The sequence below is a fragment of the Acidimicrobiales bacterium genome (assembly GCA_033344915.1).
Classification (GTDB): domain Bacteria; phylum Actinomycetota; class Acidimicrobiia; order Acidimicrobiales; family Aldehydirespiratoraceae; genus JAJRXC01.
On sequence record JAWPML010000001.1, the window covers coordinates 1,106,349 to 1,126,802 of the forward strand.

At 69.4% G+C, this 20,454-nt stretch carries 21 protein-coding genes and 1 other RNA gene; 8 read left to right on the forward strand and 14 right to left on the reverse strand.

Annotation, left to right across the window (positions count from 1 at the left end; all coding sequences use genetic code 11):
* Window positions 1–29: 29 nt before the first annotated feature.
* Window positions 30–1,637 carry an amidohydrolase family protein gene (locus R8F63_05275; protein ID MDW3218007.1) on the reverse strand — a complete coding sequence of 536 codons (1,608 nt, stop codon included), beginning with the start codon at window positions 1,635–1,637 and terminating at the stop codon, window positions 30–32.
* Between the two features lie 66 nt (window positions 1,638–1,703).
* On the opposite strand from R8F63_05275, the gene R8F63_05280 reads away from it, so the two are divergent.
* Together R8F63_05280 and R8F63_05285 are read left to right on the forward strand one after the other, a co-directional pair.
* Window positions 1,704–3,143, forward strand: a complete 1,440-nt coding sequence (locus R8F63_05280) for a hypothetical protein (GenBank protein ID MDW3218008.1) — start codon at window positions 1,704–1,706, stop codon at window positions 3,141–3,143.
* Between the two features lie 303 nt (window positions 3,144–3,446).
* Complete coding sequence (locus tag R8F63_05285) at window positions 3,447–4,334, forward strand: LysR family transcriptional regulator (GenBank protein ID MDW3218009.1); 888 nt, start codon at window positions 3,447–3,449, stop codon at window positions 4,332–4,334.
* A gap of 101 nt (window positions 4,335–4,435) precedes the next feature.
* Here the strand turns inward: R8F63_05285 and ssrA are convergent.
* Window positions 4,436–4,827, reverse strand: a transfer-messenger RNA (tmRNA) gene (ssrA, locus tag R8F63_05290).
* Between the two features lie 100 nt (window positions 4,828–4,927).
* On the opposite strand from ssrA, the gene R8F63_05295 reads away from it, so the two are divergent.
* On the forward strand, window positions 4,928–6,226 hold the full coding sequence (locus tag R8F63_05295) for a cytochrome P450 (GenBank protein ID MDW3218010.1): 1,299 nt from the start codon (window positions 4,928–4,930) through the stop codon (window positions 6,224–6,226).
* A 3-nt stretch (window positions 6,227–6,229) separates the two neighbouring features.
* Here the strand turns inward: R8F63_05295 and smpB are convergent, their stop codons facing one another.
* A complete protein-coding gene (gene smpB, locus R8F63_05300; GenBank protein ID MDW3218011.1) occupies window positions 6,230–6,730 on the reverse strand; it encodes an SsrA-binding protein SmpB in 501 nt (166 codons plus the stop codon).
* Window positions 6,731–6,813: 83 nt separating this feature from the next.
* On the opposite strand from smpB, the gene R8F63_05305 reads away from it, so the two are divergent.
* The gene (locus R8F63_05305) at window positions 6,814–8,187 is read left to right on the forward strand and encodes an ABC transporter substrate-binding protein (GenBank protein MDW3218012.1); all 1,374 of its coding nucleotides are present in this window, start codon (window positions 6,814–6,816) and stop codon (window positions 8,185–8,187) included.
* Between the two features lie 31 nt (window positions 8,188–8,218).
* A complete protein-coding gene (locus R8F63_05310) occupies window positions 8,219–8,632 on the forward strand; it encodes a M67 family metallopeptidase (GenBank protein ID MDW3218013.1) in 414 nt (137 codons plus the stop codon).
* Between the two features lie 34 nt (window positions 8,633–8,666).
* Here R8F63_05310 and R8F63_05315 read toward each other — a convergent pair whose 3' ends face one another.
* Window positions 8,667–10,445: a long-chain-acyl-CoA synthetase gene (locus R8F63_05315; protein MDW3218014.1), complete on the reverse strand. Its 1,779-nt coding sequence runs from the start codon at window positions 10,443–10,445 to the stop codon at window positions 8,667–8,669.
* Between the two features lie 332 nt (window positions 10,446–10,777).
* Between R8F63_05315 and R8F63_05320 the strand changes: the two genes are divergently transcribed.
* Together R8F63_05320 and R8F63_05325 are read left to right on the forward strand one after the other, a co-directional pair.
* Complete coding sequence (locus tag R8F63_05320) at window positions 10,778–11,725, forward strand: cysteine synthase family protein (GenBank protein ID MDW3218015.1); 948 nt, start codon at window positions 10,778–10,780, stop codon at window positions 11,723–11,725.
* 60 nt (window positions 11,726–11,785) lie between these two features.
* On the forward strand, window positions 11,786–12,619 hold the full coding sequence (locus R8F63_05325; protein MDW3218016.1) for a hypothetical protein: 834 nt from the start codon (window positions 11,786–11,788) through the stop codon (window positions 12,617–12,619).
* An 11-nt stretch (window positions 12,620–12,630) separates the two neighbouring features.
* On the opposite strand, the gene R8F63_05330 is transcribed toward R8F63_05325, so the two are convergent.
* The 9 genes from R8F63_05330 to R8F63_05370 are packed head-to-tail and all read right to left on the reverse strand — an operon-like array spanning window position 12,631 to window position 19,262.
* Window positions 12,631–13,074 (reverse strand): hypothetical protein, encoded by a 444-nt coding sequence (locus tag R8F63_05330; protein MDW3218017.1) that lies wholly within the window; start codon window positions 13,072–13,074, stop codon window positions 12,631–12,633.
* Window positions 13,068–13,520, reverse strand: a complete 453-nt coding sequence (locus R8F63_05335) for a hypothetical protein (protein MDW3218018.1) — start codon at window positions 13,518–13,520, stop codon at window positions 13,068–13,070. Before R8F63_05335 ends, R8F63_05330 begins: the two co-directional genes overlap by 7 nt.
* Window positions 13,517–13,942, reverse strand: a complete 426-nt coding sequence (locus R8F63_05340; GenBank protein MDW3218019.1) for a hypothetical protein — start codon at window positions 13,940–13,942, stop codon at window positions 13,517–13,519. Before R8F63_05340 ends, R8F63_05335 begins: the two co-directional genes overlap by 4 nt.
* Window positions 13,939–14,142, reverse strand: coding sequence for a hypothetical protein (locus tag R8F63_05345; GenBank protein ID MDW3218020.1), 204 nt, complete (start codon window positions 14,140–14,142; stop codon window positions 13,939–13,941). Before R8F63_05345 ends, R8F63_05340 begins: the two co-directional genes overlap by 4 nt.
* A 39-nt stretch (window positions 14,143–14,181) precedes the next feature.
* Window positions 14,182–15,087, reverse strand: a complete 906-nt coding sequence (locus R8F63_05350; protein MDW3218021.1) for a type II secretion system F family protein — start codon at window positions 15,085–15,087, stop codon at window positions 14,182–14,184.
* Window positions 15,087–15,971: a hypothetical protein gene (locus R8F63_05355; protein MDW3218022.1), complete on the reverse strand. Its 885-nt coding sequence runs from the start codon at window positions 15,969–15,971 to the stop codon at window positions 15,087–15,089. The genes R8F63_05350 and R8F63_05355 overlap by 1 nt, the downstream gene beginning before the upstream one ends.
* Entirely contained in the window at window positions 15,968–17,269 is a 1,302-nt protein-coding gene (locus R8F63_05360; protein MDW3218023.1) for an ATPase, T2SS/T4P/T4SS family, read from the reverse strand. The genes R8F63_05355 and R8F63_05360 overlap by 4 nt, the downstream gene beginning before the upstream one ends.
* Window positions 17,266–18,564, reverse strand: coding sequence for a hypothetical protein (locus R8F63_05365; protein MDW3218024.1), 1,299 nt, complete (start codon window positions 18,562–18,564; stop codon window positions 17,266–17,268). The genes R8F63_05360 and R8F63_05365 overlap by 4 nt, the downstream gene beginning before the upstream one ends.
* The gene (locus tag R8F63_05370; protein ID MDW3218025.1) at window positions 18,561–19,262 is read right to left on the reverse strand and encodes a hypothetical protein; all 702 of its coding nucleotides are present in this window, start codon (window positions 19,260–19,262) and stop codon (window positions 18,561–18,563) included. The genes R8F63_05365 and R8F63_05370 overlap by 4 nt, the downstream gene beginning before the upstream one ends.
* Window positions 19,263–19,413: 151 nt before the next feature.
* Here R8F63_05370 and R8F63_05375 point away from each other — a divergent pair, with 151 nt between their 5' ends.
* Entirely contained in the window at window positions 19,414–19,668 is a 255-nt protein-coding gene (locus tag R8F63_05375) for a helix-turn-helix domain-containing protein (protein MDW3218026.1), read from the forward strand.
* 6 nt (window positions 19,669–19,674) lie between these two features.
* Here the strand turns inward: R8F63_05375 and R8F63_05380 are convergent, their stop codons facing one another.
* Window positions 19,675–20,406 (reverse strand): maleylpyruvate isomerase family mycothiol-dependent enzyme, encoded by a 732-nt coding sequence (locus R8F63_05380; GenBank protein ID MDW3218027.1) that lies wholly within the window; start codon window positions 20,404–20,406, stop codon window positions 19,675–19,677.
* Window positions 20,407–20,454 lie beyond the last annotated feature (48 nt).

Consider the following 20,454-nt stretch of genomic DNA (forward strand, 5'->3'; position numbering starts at 1 on the left):
CTGACCGTAGCGAGCGGCCGCGCGGCGCGTCACGCCGGGAAGACGGGCTCCGGGAACTGGTTCCACCAGTTGAGGACCTGACGCCGCGTGACGTAGCCGATCGGTTCGTAGGGGTTCGGCACGAGGCCGTCGTCGACGAGCACCTCGAGTTCGCCCCGGCTCGCCGTGAGGAGGTCCTGGTCGATCGCGCAGGTGATGCCCTCGGGATCGAGGCCGAACAGTCCGGCCGCGTTGAGTCCGAAGACCTTCGCCTTGAGCTCGTCCGTGAGCGCGGGGTAGTGGTGGGTCTCCTGGAACGCCTCGGTGATCTGGAACGCCCGGAACGCCTCGATCTGACGCTGCGGCGAGCCGAGCCAGATGGCGTCGGTGCCCCACATCACACGGTCGGCGCCGACCCGGGTGAGCAGCTTGCCCAGCAGGTGGGCCGCCTCGGTGGGGTCGCCCATCACCTCTCGCCACGCCGTGCCGAGCTCGCACCACACGTTCGTGTTGGGCTCGATGCCATGGTCGTCCATCGCCTTGACCAGCGAGTTCACCCCGGTGGTGGCCCGGTTCGGGTCATAGGCACGCTCCACCGTCTGGGTTTCGTAGGCCGAGTGGTAGATCACGAAGTTCATGTCCGGATACAGGGAGGCCGCGGCGCAGAGGTCGTCCGGCCCGTTGAACCGGCGATCGAACTCCTGGAGGGGCAGCCCCTTGTGGCCGCACAGGGTGGTGACGCCGAGGTCACGCATGTGATCGATGACCGGGAGCCCGATCTCGGGGTCGACCATCGAGTAGCCCTGGTTCTGCGGACCCCACGCGGTGTACACCTTGAACGCCGCGACCCGGCCGGTGTCGGCCGTGCGGGTCATGCCGTCCAGTCGGCTCGACAGGTCCCCGAAGTTCGGTGCGATCACGTCGTGGATGAGCACGCGGGACTGGCCGGCGACGGTGATGGCTTCCATGAGTTCCGCGGTGCCGACCTTGTCGTCGAAGGGGAGCGGCGCGTCGAGCGGCCCGGAGTTGGGGACGTCGGTGAGCAGGGCGAACGTGGTGTCGCTGCCCAGGAACATGTTCGTGATGTAGCTGACGCGGTTGAGGCATTCGTGGCCGTCGCCCTCACCACAGCCGGACGGCACGAGCCGGTTGATCATCAACTCGATGCGGTCGGCGTTGTCGCGCCACACGCCCTCGGGCATCACGTGGTGGGTGTGGACGTCGAAGATGAACTCGCCGCGATCGCCGAGCTCGATGGCGCAGGCCTCCTCGTCCTCCGGTTCGGGCACGACGTACTCGCCGCCCGGGTCGCCGAGGGTGGTCGGTGGTGCGGTGGTCGAGGTGCTCGTCGTGGACGTGGAGGTGGTGGACGTGGTCGTGGTCGGTCCGGCGGACGCGTCGTCGCCGCTCGCGCAGGCGTTCAGCACGGCGAGGGAGGCCGCCATGGCCCCGGTCGAGCGCAGGAACCGCCGCCGGTCGACGCCCGTGCGGTCCGCGGCCTGCTCGATGCGGCTCAGCATCTGTCGCGCGATGGCCTGCTGGCGCGGCGTGGTGGGCTCGGGGAGGAACTCGCCGTTGGAGAGCGAACCGGGCCAGACCGGGAGGGCGGGGGGCCGATCCGGTTGTCGATCCCGGGCCCGTCGCCACTGGCTCGTCATGGTCGGAGGCTAGGGCACCGGCGCGGTCGCACACCGGCAGCGATGGTCGGGGCCTACGCTGACGCCGTGGCGACCACGGTTCGGGGGCTTCTGGAGCGACGATGGGCTCCCGCGGTCGTGTTCGCGTCCGCGATCGCGGTGCTGCGGCTCCCGAGTTTCGTCAACCAGTTGTTCGACCCGGACGAAGCGGCGATCTCCGCCCAGGCGATCGGTCTGTGGCGGGGCGGCGAGCTGTACGTCGACGGGATCGACCGCAAGCCACCGATCGCCGCGTTCGTCTACGAGTGGAGCCATCGCGTCGTCGGCAGCACCGACCTTCGCCCGCTCCATGCTCTCGCCGCGATCCTGCTCCTCGTCGCTGCCCTCGTGATCGCCCGGGAGGCCCGTCGCCACGGTGGTCGTGAGGCGATGTGGTGGGGAGGCGCGCTGATGATCGGTGGCGCGCTGGCGATGGTGCCGGTCGACGCGCAGGCCGCCAACTACAGCCACCTCGCGATGCCGTTCGGCGCGGTGGCGATCGTCGCGGCCCGACGGGGCACGGACCGCGCCGCGCTCGTCGCGGGACTCGCCCTGGCGGTCGCGACCCTCACGCGACAGACGTGGGCGATCGGCGTGCTCCCCGCGACGGTCGCGATCTGGCGCTTCGGTTCGTGGCGCCGTCACCTGCCGATCGCGTTCGTGGGCGGACTGATCCCGATCGGCCTCGTCGCTCTCGCCGTGCCCTGGGACGACTTCACCTACTGGGCGTTCGAGAGCAACGGGAGCTTCGTGCTGGCCGGCGCCGAGCCGGGCCGGGTGGTCGGTCGCGCCCTGGTGAGCCTCGGCATTTTCGTGGCGTTCCATCTCGTTGCCGTGCTCGTGGCGGGGCGGGCGCCACGGCGGGAGAACGTCGACCTCTGGCTGTGGATCGCCACCGGCCTCGTCGCTGTCGCCGCCGGGTACCGGTTCTACGGGCACTACTGGCTCCAGGTGGTGCCGCCGCTCGCGCTGCTGGCCGCGATCGAGATGCGGACGCTGGCGCCGCGTCGGCAACGACACGCGGGCGTGGTCGTGGGCGCGACCGCGGTCGTCGCGCTCCTCCTCGCCTGGACGCCGTCGACCGTGCGCGACCTGCCCGACCCGGGCCCGCTGTCCGAGTTCGTGGTCGCCCACTCGGGGGAGAACGAGACCGTCCTCGTCTGGGGCAACTTCCCGGAGGTCTACTGGGACGCGGAACGACGGCCGGCCGGTGGCTTCGTGAGCATGGACTTCGTGACCGGTCGCTCCGGGGCGCGCGACAACGGCCCCCACACGATCGTCGACGCGCCCGATCGCGGGTACCCGCATCTCCTGGCCGCACTCGACGCCGAGTTGCCCGCCGTCATCATCGACACGCAGCCGTCGGCCTTTCGGGAGTACGGCGTCTATCCGATGGCGTTGTTCCCCGAACTCGCGGCCCTCGTCGACGACCACTACGACGACCCGGTCGAGGTCGACGGGTTCACCGTCTACGTGCGGCGCCCGTGAGCGGGCCCGTTCGTCAGCAGCAGGGCGCCGGCGTCAGGCGGGGTTGACGGCGCAGTGTCGGCATGAGCCGTCGCATCCTCCACCGGAGCGGCGCACGGCAGCGGGGACTTGCGAGCGCGGCCCGCTGGACACCGCGTTCGACACGGCGACGGTGCTCGTCGAGCACGAACCCGGGATCGTGGTGCGGGAGCATGGTCCCACGATCGCTCGACCGGCTGTACAGTACAAGCGACGAGTTCTGAACATATAACGTAAGCAGGACTTTACAATACATGCCGAAACGCCGTCGCCGAAGGGGGACCCGTGGAACTGACGCTCCAACACCTGCGACTCCTGCGCGAGGTCGCCCGCCGTTCCACCATCACGGCGGCCGCCGACTCGCTCGGGTACACGCGGTCCGCGGTCTCCCAGCAGCTGATGGGGCTGGAGAAGTCGACCGGTGTCGCCGTCCTCGAGCGGGTTGGACGCGGCGTGCGGCTCACCGACGCGGGCCGCGAACTGGTCCGACACGCCGACGAGGTCCTCGACGGTATGGAAGCGGCCCAGGCCGCGTTGGAGGCCGTGGCCACCTCGGTGCGGGGAACGCTCGTCATCGGGATCTACGAATCCGTTGCCGCGACTCTGCTCGCGCCGCTCGTCGAGCGCCTCGCGATCGACCACCCGGACCTGCGCGTGCGCAGCCGCGAGCTCGACCCGGACGACGCGTTCGACGCCGTCGGCCACGGCGACGTCGACCTCGCGTTCACGCTGGACTATCCGCACGACCCGGTCCCGCGCCCCGACGACATCGCGAAGACCAGCATCGCCGAGGAGTCGTTCCTCGCGGTCCTTCCGGCCTCGGTTCGCGCGAAAGACGTGATCGACCTGGCGACGCTCGCCGAATGCCAGTTCGTCGCGCCGAACCCGTCGTCCGCCTGCGGGCGGGCCGTCATGATCGCCTGTCGTGACGCCGGATTCGAACCCGACGTCGCCCACCAGGTCGATGGCTATCCCGCCACACTCGACCTCGTCGCGGCGGGGTGCGGCGTGGCGCTGGTCCCGGAACGGTCGGTCCTGCCTCGCCCGGGCACGCATGCGGCGCGGCTCGCCCGACCGGTCACGAGGACGATCGAGGTGTCGCATCGCGTGTCGAGCGCAGACCGGCCCATGATCCGCGCCGCGATCGACACGCTGCTCGACCTCACCCGCTGACCCCACCCGAACCGACCCCAAAATCCCGAACGGGTGGGAACCGATCGGGCTTGGCCCGATCAGTTCCCACCAGTTCGTCAGTGTGAAGGACGTTCCGCGGGGCGTGGAGCTGGAGGGAATCGAACCCTCGTCCGTCAGGTGGTTACCCGACGCGATACGACCGTTCCCGTGAACGTGGGTTGTGGCTCCCACCCTGCCGGGTCAGGCGGGCCACGAGGGCCCCGCCACCGAGTCTTTCCTCGGGGTCAGCGGTCTTTGCCGGCTGTCAGTGGTCTTTCCCTACCGTCCACCACTGCTTCTGGTGACAGGCTGCAGTGGTCAGGCCCCGCGTGCCATTGCTGGTCGCGATGACTCTCTACCTACTGACTGGGTCAGGCGGCGAGAGCGAGATCGTCCGAATCGGCGTCTCTGTTGGTGCCCCGTTTAGAGAGTCTGAGCAACTCTGGTCGCACGTCGTTGCATCCTGGTCCCAACGTCGAAACCGATCAGCCCCGTGGTGCTGTTCTGATTGTCAAGCAGCACACTCAGGCTACCGTCCCCGGCGGCCGGATGTTTCCCGCCCCGCGGTCGAGGGACGCGGTAACTTCGTCGGCATGGGTACGGCTGACGACGGCGTGGACATGCACAAGAAGGAGCGGATGGAGACGTCCGCGGAGATCTGGGCCCCGGGCGGCCCCGTCGAGGACTGGATGACGGACTACGACATCCGTGACCCGGCCTACGTCGAGGATCCGGTGCCGATCTGGGCCGAGATGCGCGAGAAGTGCCCGATCGCCCACACCGACCGACTCGGGGGCTCGTGGAATCCGACTCGGTTCGACGACGTACGGGCGATGGCGAAGATGGTGCCGGAGCTGTCGTCGCGGCAGATCCTCGTGATGCCGGGTGCGCCGGGCATGCCGGAGATGTCGCGCTACGAACAGCAGATCGCGGCGGCGCCGATCACCGCCGACCCGCCGATCCACGACTGGACGCGCCGCATGCTGCTGCCGGCGTTCGCGCCGAAGGCCGTGCTGAGTTACGAGGCGTACACCGAGGAATTGTGCCACGACCTGATCGACGGGTTCATCGAGCAGGGGCAGTGCGACGGCGCGGTCGACTACTCGCAGCAGATTCCGCCCCGCGTCATCGCCCACATGATCGGGATCGATCCGGGTATGGCCGACCAGTTCGTGATCTGGGTCAACGGCGTCCTCGGTGAGGGGCTGAACGATCCGGAGCTCCGCCTGCGCACCCGCGACGAGCTGCTCGGCTTCATCGGGGAGGAGGTCGCCAAGCGCCAGTCCGACCCGCAGGAGGACCTGCTCACCGAGTTGCTGTTCATGGAGATCGACCACCCCGACGCGAACATCACGCCCGAGGTCGTCGTCGGCATCACCAACCTCCTGATCGTTGCCGGGATCGACACCACGTGGAGCTCGATCGGGTCCGCCCTGTGGCACCTGGGGACGAACCCGAGCGATCTCGAGCGGCTCCGCGACGAGCCGGATCTCCTGCCGATCGCGGTCGAGGAGTTCCTGCGTTACTACGCGCCGGTCACGATGGCGCGGGTGGCGGACGTGGACGTGGAGATCGGCGACGTGTGCATCCACGCGGGCGACAAGGTGCTGATGAACTTCCCGGCGGCGAACCACGATCCGGAGCACTTCGAGAACCCCGACGAGTTCATCATCGACCGGGCCCGCAACCGGCACGTGGCGTTCGGTTCCGGCGTGCACCGGTGTGCCGGCTCGAACCTGGCTCGGCTCGAGATGACCACCGCGCTCGAGGTCTGGATCGAGCGGATTCCGTACTTCCACGTGAGCGACCGCGAGCCCATGAAGTGGGCCGGTGGTCAGGTCCGCGGTCCGCGCGTCATGCCGATGAGCTTCCCCGCCGGGAAGCGCCGGTAGGGCTCAGTACTTGCCGCTGCGGGACCGCGAGATCGCCCGCTGCGCCTCGCGGTCGGCGTCGCGCTTCGCGATGTCGTGGCGCCGGTCGGCCTGCGAGCGGCCCCGGCCCAGCGCGATCTCGAGCTTCGCCCGCCCGTCCTTGAAGTAGAGCGCCAGGGGGACGATCGTGAGCTTCTCGCGATCGACTCGGGCGGCCCAGCGGTCGATCTCGGCTCGGTGGGCGAGCAGCTTGCGTCGACGATCGGGCTCGTGGCCGAACGCGCCGGCGGAGTGGGAGTACGCGCCGATGTGGAGGCCGACCAGCCAGAGCTCGTGCTGGTAGACGATGGCGAACGATTCCGCGAGTTGGACCTTGCTCTCGCGCAGCGACTTCACCTCGCTGCCGCGGAGCTGGATGCCGACCTCGAGCGTGTCGAGGATGTCGTAGTCGCGGCGCGCCGCGCGGTTCGTCGCCACGGCGGTGGCGCCGGCGGGAATGTCGCGCTTCTTCTGTGACTTCGCCATGGTGCTCCTCGGAGACGCAACGGTACCGGTCGGCTGTGCTCGGGCAGCACGGATTGGTACGGTCCGCGGTGGGGGAGAACGACATGACGAAGCGTTTGGCCTGGATCGGAATGGTGCTGGCGTTGGTTGCCGGTGCGTGTGGTGACGACGGCACGGCCACGGCACCGGATGACTCGACGACCACCACGACCGTGCCGTCGACCACGAGCGCGGACGGCGGCGAGCCGGATCCGGCCACGACGGAACCTCCAGCCCTCACCGCGTCGTGGAAGGGCGTCACCGAGGACACCGTGAGCATCGCCGTGTCGGTCCTGGACTTCGACGTGCTGAAGGACCTGGGACTCCAGGACTTCGGCTGGGGCGATCAGCGGCTGATCTGGGAGTTCTACCTCGACCGGCTCAACGAGCGGGGCGGCGTCGCCGGCCGCCAGGTCGACTATGTGCTGGACTTCTACAACCCGGCACTGGCCATCGATGCCGAGGCTTCGTGCCTGCGGATGACCGAGGATCGAGACGTGTTCGCTGTGCTCGGCGCATTTCTCGGCCCCGCCGAGTCGGCGACTCCGTGCCTCACGAACCAGGAGGACCTGGTCGTCTTCGAGGGCACCATGACCGTCGAGCTCCTCGAGGGGGCGAAGTCGGTGTGGGTCATCAGCGGGTCGGCCGGACGCCGGCGCATCCCGATCTTCTTCGAGCTCCTCGATCAGGCCGGCTTCGTCGACGGGCAGCGGGTGGCTGTCGTCAGCGGCAACGAGAACGAGCGAGACAGCGTCGACGTGATCGAGCCGATCCTGCGGGATCTCGGGCTCGACATCGTCGTGACCTCGGTGAACACGTCGTCCACCGACGATGTCGTCGCCGAGGACCAGTACTGGGACCGGACGGCCGAGCTCATCCGAACCGAGAACGCCGACGTCATCGTCATCAACGGTGATACCACCGGCGCGATCCGCGGGATCCATCGCAACGACCTGCAACAGGAGCTCTGGGTGGTGACGGGCGACCAGCTGGCCAACCTGGGCACGACCGTCGACCGCTCCGACGCCGACGGAGCGATCACCCTTGCGGGTGTGAGCTCCGACGAAGCGTGGGAGGAGCCCGGCCGGGTTGCGTGTGCCAAGGAGTTCACCGACGCCTACCCGGATGCCGAGGTCCGCCTCCCGTCCGAAGTAGGGGAGGGGGACGAACGCTGGGACATCGCGATCGCGCAGGCGTGCACCTGGATCGCGGTGTTCGAGACCGTGATGAACGCGGCCGGTCCGGAGCTCACGCCGGACTCGGTGCAAGCCGCCTACGAGGGACTCGGTGACGTCGAACTGCCGGGCTTCACCTACGCGTCGTGGGGTCCGGGCAAGCCGGACGCAAACGACGGGTTCAGACTCTCGGAGTGGGACTCGACTGCCGGTGAGAACGGTTCGCTCGTGCCGATCACCGAGCTTCTCGACGCGACCCCCTGACGGGTCGGGCGGAACCGGTACCCTCGGCGTCGTGCTGGAGATCCCTGCGTCGATCCACGCCGAGATGATCGGCCACGCCATCCTCGGACTTCCCGATGAGGCGTGTGGCCTCTTCGCCGGCGAGTTCGGCGGCGACCGCATCGAGCGGTTCTTCCCGATGGCGAACGCGGCGAAGTCGAGCCAGATCTACGAGCTCGACGCCCAAGAGATGATGGACGTCGAACGCACCGCCGACGACGCCGGGCTGGCCGTCATCGGCGTGATGCACTCCCACACGCACACGACGAACTATCCGTCGCCCACCGATGTGGCTGACGCGGCCCGCTTCGACCCCTTCGGAGCGTGGCGTTTCATCATCGTCTCGCTCAAACACCCCGATCCCAGCCTGCGCAGCTACCGCATCCACGACGGCACCGTCACCGAAGAACCCGTCACCCTCACCTAGCCGTACTTTCCGGGGTCAGACCCCAGTACTTTCTCTAGAACCGGACCTCGCCGGCGGTGATGCGGGCGAACAGCGGGGGGTCGAGGGGGACGTAGGCCCGGTCGTCGGGATCGAAGAACCACAGGGGGTCGTCGATCGCCGTCGGATCGAAGCCCTCTTTGACGCTGTCGATCTTGCGGTGCTTGAACGTGCCGGTGATCTCGACCTCGGTCTGGATCCGGAGGAAGAGCGGCCGAGCGTAGGCGGGCAGGTTCTCGGCGGCGTGGGCCGCGAGCGCCTCGGTGGTGAACGAGTCGTCCACGACGAGCGTGGCCATGCCGGCCCGGCCGTCGGCGCCGGGCACGGTCACGCCGTACACGTTCGCCTCCAACACGCCGGTGGCCTGCCCGAGCACGGCGGCCACCTCCGCGGTCGACACGTTCTCACCCTTCCAACGGAAGGTGTCGCCGATGCGATCGACGAAGTAGTAGTAGCCGTCCTCGTCCTGGCTGAGCAGGTCGCCGGAGCGGAAGTAGGCGTCGCCGTCGCGGAAGGCGTCGCGAAGGATCTTCTTCTCCGTCGCCTCCTCGTCGTGGTAGCCCTCGAACGGGGTGACGTTGCTGATCCGGCTGATGAACTCGCCGGGCTCGTTCGGCTCGACGTCGATCACGTGACCGTTCGCGTCGCGCACGATCTCGTCCGCGTCAACGTCGTACTTCACGATGTGCATTCCGAGTCGCCGAGCGACCGACGGGCGCATGCGGCCGATGGCCCCGACCCGATTGTCGAGATTGATCAACGAGCCGGTGCCCTCGGTCGCACCGTAGAACTCGACGATGTCCGGGATACCGAAGCGCTCCTGGAACTCGGGCCACACGTCGGGGCGCAGCCCGTTGCCGAGGGCGACGCGCAGGCCGTGGGCACGCTCGAGCGGATGGCTCGGGGAGTTGACCAGATAGCGGCACAGCTCGCCGATGTACTGGAACGTCGTGGCGCGGTGTTGCACGCAATCGTCCCAGAAGCGGGAGGCGGAGAACTTGCGGACCGTGACCGCGGTCGCCCCGTTGAGCAGGGCGCCACCGAGCGCCATCACGCCACCGGCCGTGTGATACAGCGGCAGCGTGATGTAGGTGCGGTCGCTCGGGTCGATGTTCGTCATGGCGCCGGCGGCGAGGGACACCGTGAGGTACTTGCTGTGGCTGAAGCTCGCGGCCTTCGGCAGGCCGGTGGTGCCGCTCGTGTAGATGTAGAGCAGGCGGTCGCCGCAGGTCAGGCCGTCGCGCTCGCTCGCCTTGGGGCGCGATGTCGAGTGCTCCGCCATCTCCTCCCAGCCGGGCGCGAAGCCGAGTTCGACCGGATGCTCTGGCCCGCGCGACGTCTGCCACTGATCGGCGAGCTCCTCGTCGACCACGATGTGTCGCGCCCCGGACACCTCGATCGAGTGACGCAACGGTTCACCGGTGAGGTTGGTGTTGATGAGGGCGGACGTGATGCCGAGCTTCGCCAGGCCGAGCCACGTGGCGACGTACTCCGGGCGGTTCATCATCAGCAGGGCGACCACGTCGCCGCGGGCGAGCTCGTTCGCCTTGGCCCAGTGGGCGACCCGGTTCGCCATCTGATCGAGCTGGAGATAGGTGACGGCGCGGCCGTCGTCCGACGCGTCGATCATCGCGACCTTGTGCGGGTGCTTGTCGACCACCGCCTCCCACTTGTCGGGCACGGTGGTCGTGCTCGACGCCCGATGCTTTGCCGCGCCGGCGAGCTTGGTCGACGTGCGCAGCATCCGCAGGTCACTCTCGAGGCGTTCGCGAAGGCTCAGGCGTGGGGGCGACATCACGGCGACGTTACGCGCTGGCCCGATCAGCTGCCGGTTACGCAGCCGCGTCCCGCCCCCGTCCGCCGGGGAATCTCTGGTCACGAAAGGGTCGATCCTCGCCGGGTTTCGGGACCGCCGTCGGAATCTCTGGCCACCAAAGGGTCGTTCGCTACGGCTCGAACCCGACCCTTTCGTGACCAGAGATTGCTTGGGGAGGGGCGTGGGCGTGGGTTCGGCGACCCTTTCGTGACCAGAGATTCTTCGGGACGGGAGGGGAGGGGAGCGCGGGTTGGCAATCGGGGCGGGGGCACTACAATCCCGAGTGAAATGGTCGGAATTAGGGAAGTCCCGTGGTGATCCACAACTCGGTGCTCGACATGATCGGCAACACGCCGATGGTCGACGTCAGCCGCCTGAGCCCCAACCCCAACGTGCGCATCCTCGCCAAGATGGAGGGGCAGAACCCCGGCGGATCGGTGAAGGATCGCATCGCCCGAGCCATGATCCTCGCCGCCGAAGAGGACGGCACGCTCACGCCCGGCAGGACGATCATCGAGCCGAGCTCCGGCAACACCGGCATCGCCCTCGCCATGATCGCCAAGGAGCGCGGCTATCCGATCAAGATCGTGCTCCCGGAGAACGTGTCGATCGAGCGTCGCCAGATGCTGGAGGTGTTCGGCGCCGAGATCATCGACAGCCCCGGCGCGGAGGGCAGTAACGGCGCCGTGCGTCGGGCCCAGGCGCTGGCCGACGAGCATCCGGAGTGGGTGTTCCTCTACCAGTACGCCAACGAGGCCAACCCGCAAGCCCACTACGACACGACCGGCCCGGAGATCTGGGCGGACGTGCCCGAGATCACCCACTTCGTCGCCGGGCTCGGCACGAGCGGCACGCTCATGGGCGTCGGATCGTTCCTCAAGGAACAGAACCCGGACATCAAGATCCTCGCCGTCGAACCGCCGATCGGCGAGCAGGTCGAAGGCCTCCGCAATCTCGAGGAGGGCTACATCCCGCCCGTCTACGAGAAGTGGGGCGGCCCCGACCTGCTCGACGGCAAGCGCATCGTGCGTCCCCGCGAGAGCCTCGAGTGGACCCGCAAACTCGCCGAGATCGGGATCTTCTCCGGCATCAGCGCCGGGGCCGCCCTGGCCGGAGCCATCCGCACCGCGGAGAAGCTCGACGAGGGAACGATCGTGTTCATCCTCAGCGACGGCGGCTGGAAGTACCTGAGCACGGGCGCCTGGACCGACGACATCGACGACGTCGTCGAGCGGGCCAAGAAGATCATCTACTTCTAGGCGACCGCGATCTAGCCTGAGGCCTCGAGCGAAGGGGCGGCGCGGATGCGGCGAAGGTTGATGACGACGACCGTGGCGACGGTGCTGGTGCTGGTGGCATCGGCCTGCGGCGGTGACGAAGCGCCCGACGCGGCGCCCGAGTCCACCACGACCACCACCACGGCCCCCTCCGTTCCGGAGACCACCGCGGCACCGGACATGACCAGCACGACCACGGCGGCACCCACCACCGTCGCCGAGACGACGACGACCGCCGCACCCGTGCCCGACCCGCCGGCGATCGCCAACCCCGACCGACCGTGGCTCGTGGGCCTGCGTGACGACCTGATCGATCGGACGGGCCTCAACATCGAGGCGGCGAACTGCATCGTCGAGCGCTTCGAGCTCGAGGGGTACGACATGCGGCTGCTGCTCTGGACGGAGGGCGGTACGCCCTTCGAGCTCGGGATCGCGTTGGGATTCTGCGGCCCGACGATCACCGGGGCCTTCGACCTCCCGCCGGAGACCCGTTCGGGCGCCGAGGACTATGGCGACGACGCAGGCCTGGACCGGCTCTACGACTGGTGCGAGGCGGGCGACGATGCTGCCTGCGACCAGCTCTGGTGGGACTCGAACATCGACACGGCCTACGAGGCGATGGCGGAGTCGTGTGGTGGGCGCGGCGGGGGCGACGGCGATTGCGTCACCACGGCCGGCACCGCGGCGTATGGCGACAGTCCGCTCCTCGACCTCTACTTCGACTCCTGTGTCGACGGCTACGGGCTCTCCTGTGACTCCCTCCACGAGGTCGACGAGGCCGGCGCCGGGTACCGGGACTTCGGTCGCACCTGCGGTGAGCGGATTCCCGCGGTCGATGATCCCGACTGCACGGTCGAGATCGCCGCAATCGCCTGACCGCCGACGCGTCAGGGCAGGTCGGAGCCGAGAATCGTCGCGCTGCGGGTGCGGCGCAGCGTGACGGAATCCAGGTCGCCGACGGCCGGTGCCATCACGAGGTCCACCGTGAGCTCGAGCGTGACGCTGATGACCGTCCGTCCGTCGCCGTCGACGTCGACCCTCAGGTCGATGAGCTCGGCCTCCGGCAGCGGTCCCGCCGCTATCCCGGCCTCCGCGACGTCGACCGCCCGGTCGACATCGATGCGCACGCCGTCGCCCGACCGCAGCGCCACCACGTCGAGGCCGGCGAGGGCGTCGTTCGCCGCGGAACCGGCGACCGCTTCGAGTTCGTCGCCGCGGACATGGGTGAGGCTCACGTCGATCACGACCGCGCCGAGCACGAACATGATCAGGATCGCCGCGGGAAACAGCAGCAGGACCGTTCCGTGCTCGCGGCGTGAGTACCTCAGCACCGGGCCGGACCGTCCAGCCCGCTGCGGAACGGATCGACGACCTCGCTCGCCGTCGACTCGACGGCGCCGAGCCGGCCGAACCCCCCGATCCAGGGGATGGCGAGTATCGGTACGTCGTAGCTGACGGTGATCGCCACGCGAACGCAACGACCGAACGGAGCATCGAGGACCGGCGTGGACACTGTCGCCCGGTCTCCGTCGCGTCCGTAGGCAGTGAGGGTCTCGGTGGCCCGCTCGAGTGCGGCGACCTCTGCCGCGACGGCATCGCTCGCCTCGACGTACGCCCTGGTCGCCTCGCGCGAGGCAGAGGTTACGGCGAACTTGGCATCGATGATCCCCCACACGTTGAGGATCAACAGGGTGCCGCTGACGAACACGAGGAACCCGAAGGGCAGCACCTCCATGCCGCCCACCTGGCCGTCGTCCCCCCGCAGCCGTCTGGTCATCGGTCGTCCTCGACCCGGACGGTGATCGTGCGATCCATCTGCGAGAGTCCTGCGAGGCCGGCGAGTCGGGTCGGCAGGATGGAGGGGTGCTCCGCCGTGATTCGCACCGTCACGGTGTCGGGGTCCGTGCACGTCCAGTCGAGGGTGGCGTGGCCCGCTGCGCCGTACCGGCCGAGCTGCTCCACGAATGCCGCCTCGGCATCTCGGATCGCGCCGCACCGATCGCCGGCGGCCCGAAAGCCGGCAACGTCGCGCGCCGCGTCGTAGCCGGCCGACGTGACGAGCGACGTCGCGTAGAGATTGAACAGGATCTGGACCGCGGCGAACATGAGGAGCAGGAACACCAGCAGGCCCGCCGACGTCGCGAACAGCCCGGCCCCGCGCTCCCGCGAACCCCTGGCGTCGACCCGGCCGCGGTTCACGACCCGATGTCGTTGACCTGGTTCTGGATGTTGCCCTCGGTGTCGGACCAGATGGCGTTGAACCCGACCCACATGGCCGCGCCGAGGAAGGCGATGATCAGCACGGCGATGGCGGTGCTGATCACGCCCTCGCCGCGGTCGCCGTGGAGCCGGTTCGCGGGTGAGGCCGGTACCGGAGCCTGGATGATCGGTCGATTCATGGTGCTGTTTCCTCTCGTTGGGAACGGGGGACGTCGGTCTCACGACGTCGAGAACAGGGAGAGCGCGTCGACGAAGGGCACGCCCATGAGCAGCACGCCGGGGATGAGTGCCGCGACGGTGACCGGGATCCAGACCTGCTGGTTGCGCTTCTCGATCGCCTCGATGAGGTCTCGCTGGGCCTCGCGTCGCATCGAGCGGGCTTCCTCCGCGATGAGTCCGCCCAGATCCGCCGTCTCCCGGTTGAGCGCGAGAACGGCGACGAAACGGTCGAGCGGCTCGACATCGGCGACGTCGGCCCACTCGCGCAGGGCATCGACCTCGGCGAGCCCCTGACCGATGCGTTGGGCGACGCGACGCAGATCGGCGGAACAGTTGCCGTTGCCGCGACTCGCCACCCGGTCGATCGCGGCGTGCATCGACCAGCCCGCGGACAGCAGCATGCCCATCTGCTCGGCGATCACCGGGAGTTCGAGGACGAGGCGGCGCTGCCATGCATCGGACGCCGCGATCATCTGCTGCTCGAGCAGCAGAAACGCGAGGATCGGTGCGCCGACGACGATGAGGGCGGCAACGGCGGCCGGCGGCCCCGTGGCGACGGCGCCCAGCGCGCCACCGAGGAACGCGACGCCGGTCCAGCCCATCTGACGAACGCGAAACGCCGCGACATCCAGTGGCGAGTGCACCCGCCGTAAGCGGGTGCTGAGTTCCTCGCTCACGCCGAAGAGACGCGCGAGTCGTTCGCCGGTCAGTTGGGCGAGCGGAGCCAGTACGTCTCGAAACGACGCCACCGACAGCAGACCGTTGCGCGTCGACCGGCTCGTCGCCGGGGTGTAGGCCGCGAGCCGGTCGAACAGAGGCGGCCGCCGAAACCACCTGATCTCGGACAGGACGAGCGTGGACCCGGCGAACCCGCCGAGCGCGATGAGAAGGAGCGGGGCGGACATCAGGGGCCGAACACGCGTCGCGGGGGCGGAAGTCGCATCACGCGGCCGGCCCAGAACCAGCACGCCACCACCAGGGCGATCGCGACGAGAACGGTCAGCTGCCCGGCTGACGATCGATACGCGGCCCGGCCGTTGCCGATCGACATCCCGGCGAGGGCCATACCGGCCGGCACCACGAGCACGAAGATGCGGGCGAAGCGGGCGCCGGCCTGGCGACTGCGTGCGTCCTTTCGGCCCTGGACGTCATCTCGGCGGTCGACCGCGAGCGCTTCGAGGCGCCGGTCGAGATCGGTGCCGCCCAGCTCGTGCGCGATGAGCAGGGTCTCGCACGCCATGTCCGCGGTCGGGTCGGCGAGGCCGCGCTTCAGCACGGCGAACGTGCGCTCGAGGTCGGTGGTGAGGAGCCACTGGCGATGGGCCGCGGCGAACGAGGGCCGAAGCTCCTCGGGGCCGCGGCCACCGACCGCGAACAGCGCCTGGGGAATCGACCGCCCCAGCGATGCTGTCTGCAGGCGAATCTCCTCGATCATGCGTGGCCATGCCTCGAGCGCTCGTTCCCGCTGCGTCTGCCGTCGGTGGCGGTGAGCCGCGATCGGGAACGACGCGCTGAACGCGGCGAGCGCGGCAGCCACCGAGGGGGCGCCGAACACCGCGTAGCCGCCGAGAGCGCCCAGTCCGGACAGGACGACGATGACGGCCGCGAACTCGCTGCGGGGGACGTCCTGTAGGCCGATCCGGTGCAACCACCCGTCGAGGTCGGCGCGGGGACGCGAACGGCCGGCGAGCCGCGGCCCGATCCCGAGCCCGGTCCAGCCCATGGCGACGGCCGTGAACAGCCAGAAGGTGCCGAGCCCGGCGAGCAGGGCGACGACGAGCGGGATCACACCTGTACCTCCACGGTCGGCTCGAGGATCGCCCGAAGATCGAGCCCGGCGTCCGAGAAGGCGCGACCGAGGCGGACGGGCAGCGCACCGGACCGGCGCAGCTCGCAACCCGGCTCGCGGACGAAGACGTCCGTCGCGGTGAATGCGCTCCCGTCGGGCGTGGCGGTCATGTCTTCGACGGCGACGATGCCGCCGACGCGCGGCCCGTCTGCCGTGCGCACACAATGGACGACGACGTCCACGGCCTCGCTGACGAGGCTGTTGAGCGCGGTCATCGGCAGGTCGTTGCTGGTGTCCGACAACTGGCAGATGAACCGGAGACGGGTGAGCGCCTGGCGGGCCGAACCGGCGTGGATCGTGGTGAACCCCTTCACCCCCGAGGAGAGCGTCAGCAGCAGGGGGAGCGCCTCACGGTCGCGAACCTCGCCCACGATGGCGACGTCCGGCGCCATCCGCAGGAACCCCGAGACGAGGCGGCGCAGGTCGACCTCCGGCCGGTCGGTGCGGGCAGCCCGCGTCTGCATGCTCGCGACGTTGGGGAGGGGGATGTCGGCCTCGAAGACCTCCTCGGCCACGACGACGCGCAGCGACGGGTCGATAGCGGCCGCGCAACAGTTCATCATCGTGGTCTTCCCGGCCCCGGGAGCTCCGGCGACGACGATGGTCTGGCGCGCCCGCACGCATGCGAGCAGGAACCGCGCGGCGTCGTTGGTGAGCATGCGTCGTTCGACGAGTTCGCCGAGGCTGCGGAAGGCGACGCCGGTGAACTTCCGGATGTTCACCATGACGTGGCCGCCTCGGGAGATGTCGCCATGCACGATGTGGAGGCGGGCGCCGTCGTCGAGCTGGGCATCCTGGAGGCCCTCGCTCGGGTCGAGCTTGCGATGAGCGGTGGACGATTCGTCGAGCACCTTCGTCAACGTGCGGATGACGTGGGCGTCGTCGTGGAAGACTTCGTCGTGGTAGCCGGACGGGCCGCGGTGGCGCTTCACGAAGATGGCGTCCGGCGCGTTGACCATGATCTCCCACACGTCGTCGTCACCCAGCAGGGGACCCAGGGGCCCGTAGCCGGTCAGGTTGCGTACGGCGCGCTCGGCGACGCGCGCCGGATCGCCCAGCGCGAACGTCCGCAGGCCGCGACGGTGATCGTCATTCCAGGCGGTGACCTCGTGGTCGACCATGCGAGCAAGGGCCTCCGTCGAGTCCGTCGCCGCGAGGTCGAGCGCTTCGTGCTTGGCGCGCTCCTGGACGCGGGCCTCGATCTCGGCGAGCGGGCTCGGCTCCGCGAACGCGGTCATCCGACCTGCTCGGACCAGGCGCCGAGCGCACCGGGCGTGATCGCGACCGGGGGTGACACCGCGGTGTCGGGGCTCGCCGACGTGAGCTCCTGCAGCCGGCGGGTGAGCTCTCGGTGCAGCGGGCGGCCGAGCGAGGACGGAAGACGCACTCCATCGCGGATCGCGTCTTCGATGTCGGCCCGCGCCGCGAGGAACACCGGGTTGTCGATCTCGGACGGCGCGCCCTCGCGACCCAGCAGGCCGGCCAGTGCACCGACCGCTTCGGCCCGGCGACGAGGGCTCCGCGGTGCTCGGGCCAGGACGGGAGCGATCCGTTGGGCTTCGACCCCGAAGGCGAGCAGGCCCCGAATGGTGCGGGCGAGCGCGTGGATGCCCTTCGTCGACGGCGTGCCGACGACGACGGTGATGTCGGCTCGCGCGATCGTGGTACGGGCCATCACGTTGCGATCCTCGACGTCGAGCGATCCGGTGAGTGCCTCGCCTTCGACGTCGGCGTCCACATCGGCGACCACGATGCGGTACGCCCGCAGCATCCCGTCGAGGGCGGTGGCGAACGCCCGAGGGCGCAGCGCCGTCCAGTCGCGGTGGCGCCTCAGCCCGAGGAGGAGGTGATAACCGCGTTCGGGGGCGTCGAAGGTCGACCCGCGCACGTCGACGATCGGGAGGCGACCCGCTCGGTGCGCATCGGTCAGTTCCTGGACGCTCGGCACGATGTCGCGGGTGTCGTGGAGCATGGCCTGTTCGGCATCGAGCGCCAGATCGGCGAGGAGAACCATCGCCGCGTTGCTCGGCGCGGCGGCGAACGCCTGGGCAGTCGCGATCGCCGTCACGCTGCTGCCCGTGCCACCCGGTCCTGTGACCGCGATCAGTCGGCCCCGCCAGCCGGCCTCGACCTCCACTTGTTCGTTGGGGGCGGACGCGGACAGCCGAGCAACCGGCTCGGCGTGGTCGTCGAGCACGGTGAGGAGGTGCGCACGGTCGAAGTCGGGAGGGAGCAGGGCGGCGATGCCGAGATCGGCCCAGTCGCGGTCGGTTCGTGGGTCGACCACGACGACCGACACCTCGGCTGCGGTCGCCGCCGCGACGAGATCCCGGTCGAGTCCGCTGACGTCGCCACCGACGAGGAGCGCGGAGAACGTGCGGCCGCTGCGAAGGCGGGCCCGCACCTCGTTCGCCGAGACACACTTGACGAAGTCGACGGGGATGGCCGCGGACGTGGCCCAGCGTGCCACGGCGCTGAACCACGCGGCTCGCGGGTGGGCGAGACCGAGGACCACCCAGCGCTCGTCGGTCATCCGTCCACTGCTTCCTCGGTCCGTGGCTCGAGCTGGAAGCGGTCCGGATAGGTGTCGTCGAGCGCACCGCTCGTGAGCACCACGGTCAACTGGTCAGCGTCGTAGCTGAGCAGGGCCGCCCGGGTGACGAGGCCGCTGTCGGGAAGGGCGAGGGCAAGCACGCTGTCACCGCCGCCGACACCCGACGGGGCGGTGTCGTACGACAGGACGAGAGCGTCCTCGAGGGCGGTGATCAGGACGTCGTCGTCGACGTGGGCGAGGATCGTCACCCGGTCGCCGCGTTCGAGCCGCGTCGGCGTGCGGCTCTGGCGGACGGGGAACGTCAGTTCATGGACGTCCGTGACGGGCTCCCCGTCGACGAACGCCGCGCCGCGCAGCGAACGGGTGTCCACGAGTTCGCCGGCGCGGAGCCAGCGCAGGGCGGTCGCTCCTTCGAGTCCGCTCGTGCTGCGCAGCGCGTTGGCGGCGACGGCGGGGGAGAGCTCCATCGCCTCGAGGTGGACGTCGCCGATGTCGAGGGACTCGCCAGGCTCGACGTCGCGGCCCACGACGAGATATTCGGTGGTCGGTCCTTCGTCGCCGCTCGTGGCCAGTGCGAAGGCACCGACCGTGGCGACCGTGATCAACAGGCCGCCGACGACGGCTCGGCCCGTCGGGAGTCCGCGGCGGGGTCGAAACGACTGCCGGGGGGCGGTCACGTCGTCGGGCCGCTCGGCTCCCGCCTGACCATCGAAAGAACGTGAAACATAGTGAAAAACATTCATCTAGGTCAGAAAGGTATGCAGACGCGCCCGTCAGGCGCAAGCCGAATCCATGCAAATGGCGCGAAAGCATGCGAGAATGCGCCCTATGCCCCCTGACACCGCTCCCGACGAAGCCGACGACGACGTCGTCTGGCTCTCCACTCCTGCGGCCGCCGAACGCCTCGGCGTCACCGCCCGCACCCTCTACCGCTTCATCGACGAGGGCCAGCTCCCGGCCTACAAATTCGGTCGGGTCATCCGGCTCAAGAAGGACGACGTCGACACCTACATCGAGTCATGCCGCGTCGAGCCGGGCTCGATGAGCCACCTCTACCCGGAGACCACCGGTTCCAACGACTGACGCCGTTCAGGGCGCGATCGCGGCCCATGCGGCGGCGACGTCGTCCTCACCGCTGATGGTGACATGCCCGCGGCGGCCCCAGAGCCACAGCAGCAGGTCCTCGGCGTGGCCCTGCACGGTTGCGTCGGCGGACGTGCCGGCGTCGCCGTTGCGGCCCACGAGCAGGGTGCCGTCCATGGCCCGCAGGCGCCAGCGGTCGGTGCCGTCGGTGCGCTCGAGGAGCACGTCGCCGTCGGGATAGTCGAGCGGTGCGCCGTCGCCTCGATAGCGCAGCCCCACGTCCATCAGTTCGTTGACGCCGTCGGTCGCCACCTCGGCGTCGATGGGCGACGGCGTGCCGGCCGCGTCCTGCGCATCCCAGCGGTGCACGACGGTCTCGTGGAGCATGCGCCGGTGGTAGAAGCCGCCGTTCTTGCGGTCGGTCCACGTCCAGACGGACTCTTCCGGGCCGATGTCACGCAGCACGCCGACGACGAGGTCGAGCCCGGCCCGGCACCAGTCCCACGGCGCCGTCGCGTCCGGCGGTTCGTGATCCGGCCAGCGCTCCGGCTTCTGGAGTCGGCCCGCGCACCAGTGGGCGACGCGCCGGTGCACGCCCGTGGTGTGGATCGCCAGTTCGGTCGCGTTCCAGTCGGGACAGGCCCGCACCTGGGCCGTCGGATGGGTCTGCGCGGCGGCGATCAACGCCTCGCCTTCACGCTGGATCATCTGCAGCGTGGTGTCGAGGTCGAGGCTCATCCGGGCTCCTGGAACGTCAGCGGAAATGAGCCGAAGGCCCAGTGGCCC

Excerpts from the sequence above, each read along its gene's own strand:
- R8F63_05275 (MDW3218007.1), bottom strand. The coding sequence starts at position 1,637 with ATGACGAGCCAGTGGCGACGGGCCCGGGATCGACAACCGGATCGGCCC.
- R8F63_05295 (MDW3218010.1), top strand. The coding sequence starts at position 4,928 with ATGGGTACGGCTGACGACGGCGTGGACATGCACAAGAAGGAGCGGATG.
- smpB (MDW3218011.1), bottom strand. The coding sequence starts at position 6,730 with ATGGCGAAGTCACAGAAGAAGCGCGACATTCCCGCCGGCGCCACCGCC.
- R8F63_05305 (MDW3218012.1), top strand. The coding sequence starts at position 6,814 with ATGACGAAGCGTTTGGCCTGGATCGGAATGGTGCTGGCGTTGGTTGCC.
- R8F63_05315 (MDW3218014.1), bottom strand. The coding sequence starts at position 10,445 with ATGTCGCCCCCACGCCTGAGCCTTCGCGAACGCCTCGAGAGTGACCTG.
- R8F63_05325 (MDW3218016.1), top strand. The coding sequence starts at position 11,786 with ATGACGACGACCGTGGCGACGGTGCTGGTGCTGGTGGCATCGGCCTGC.
- R8F63_05335 (MDW3218018.1), bottom strand. The coding sequence starts at position 13,520 with ATGACCAGACGGCTGCGGGGGGACGACGGCCAGGTGGGCGGCATGGAG.
- R8F63_05345 (MDW3218020.1), bottom strand. The coding sequence starts at position 14,142 with ATGAATCGACCGATCATCCAGGCTCCGGTACCGGCCTCACCCGCGAAC.
- R8F63_05350 (MDW3218021.1), bottom strand. The coding sequence starts at position 15,087 with ATGTCCGCCCCGCTCCTTCTCATCGCGCTCGGCGGGTTCGCCGGGTCC.
- R8F63_05360 (MDW3218023.1), bottom strand. The coding sequence starts at position 17,269 with ATGACCGCGTTCGCGGAGCCGAGCCCGCTCGCCGAGATCGAGGCCCGC.
- R8F63_05365 (MDW3218024.1), bottom strand. The coding sequence starts at position 18,564 with ATGACCGACGAGCGCTGGGTGGTCCTCGGTCTCGCCCACCCGCGAGCC.
- R8F63_05375 (MDW3218026.1), top strand. The coding sequence starts at position 19,414 with ATGCCCCCTGACACCGCTCCCGACGAAGCCGACGACGACGTCGTCTGG.
- R8F63_05380 (MDW3218027.1), bottom strand. The coding sequence starts at position 20,406 with ATGAGCCTCGACCTCGACACCACGCTGCAGATGATCCAGCGTGAAGGC.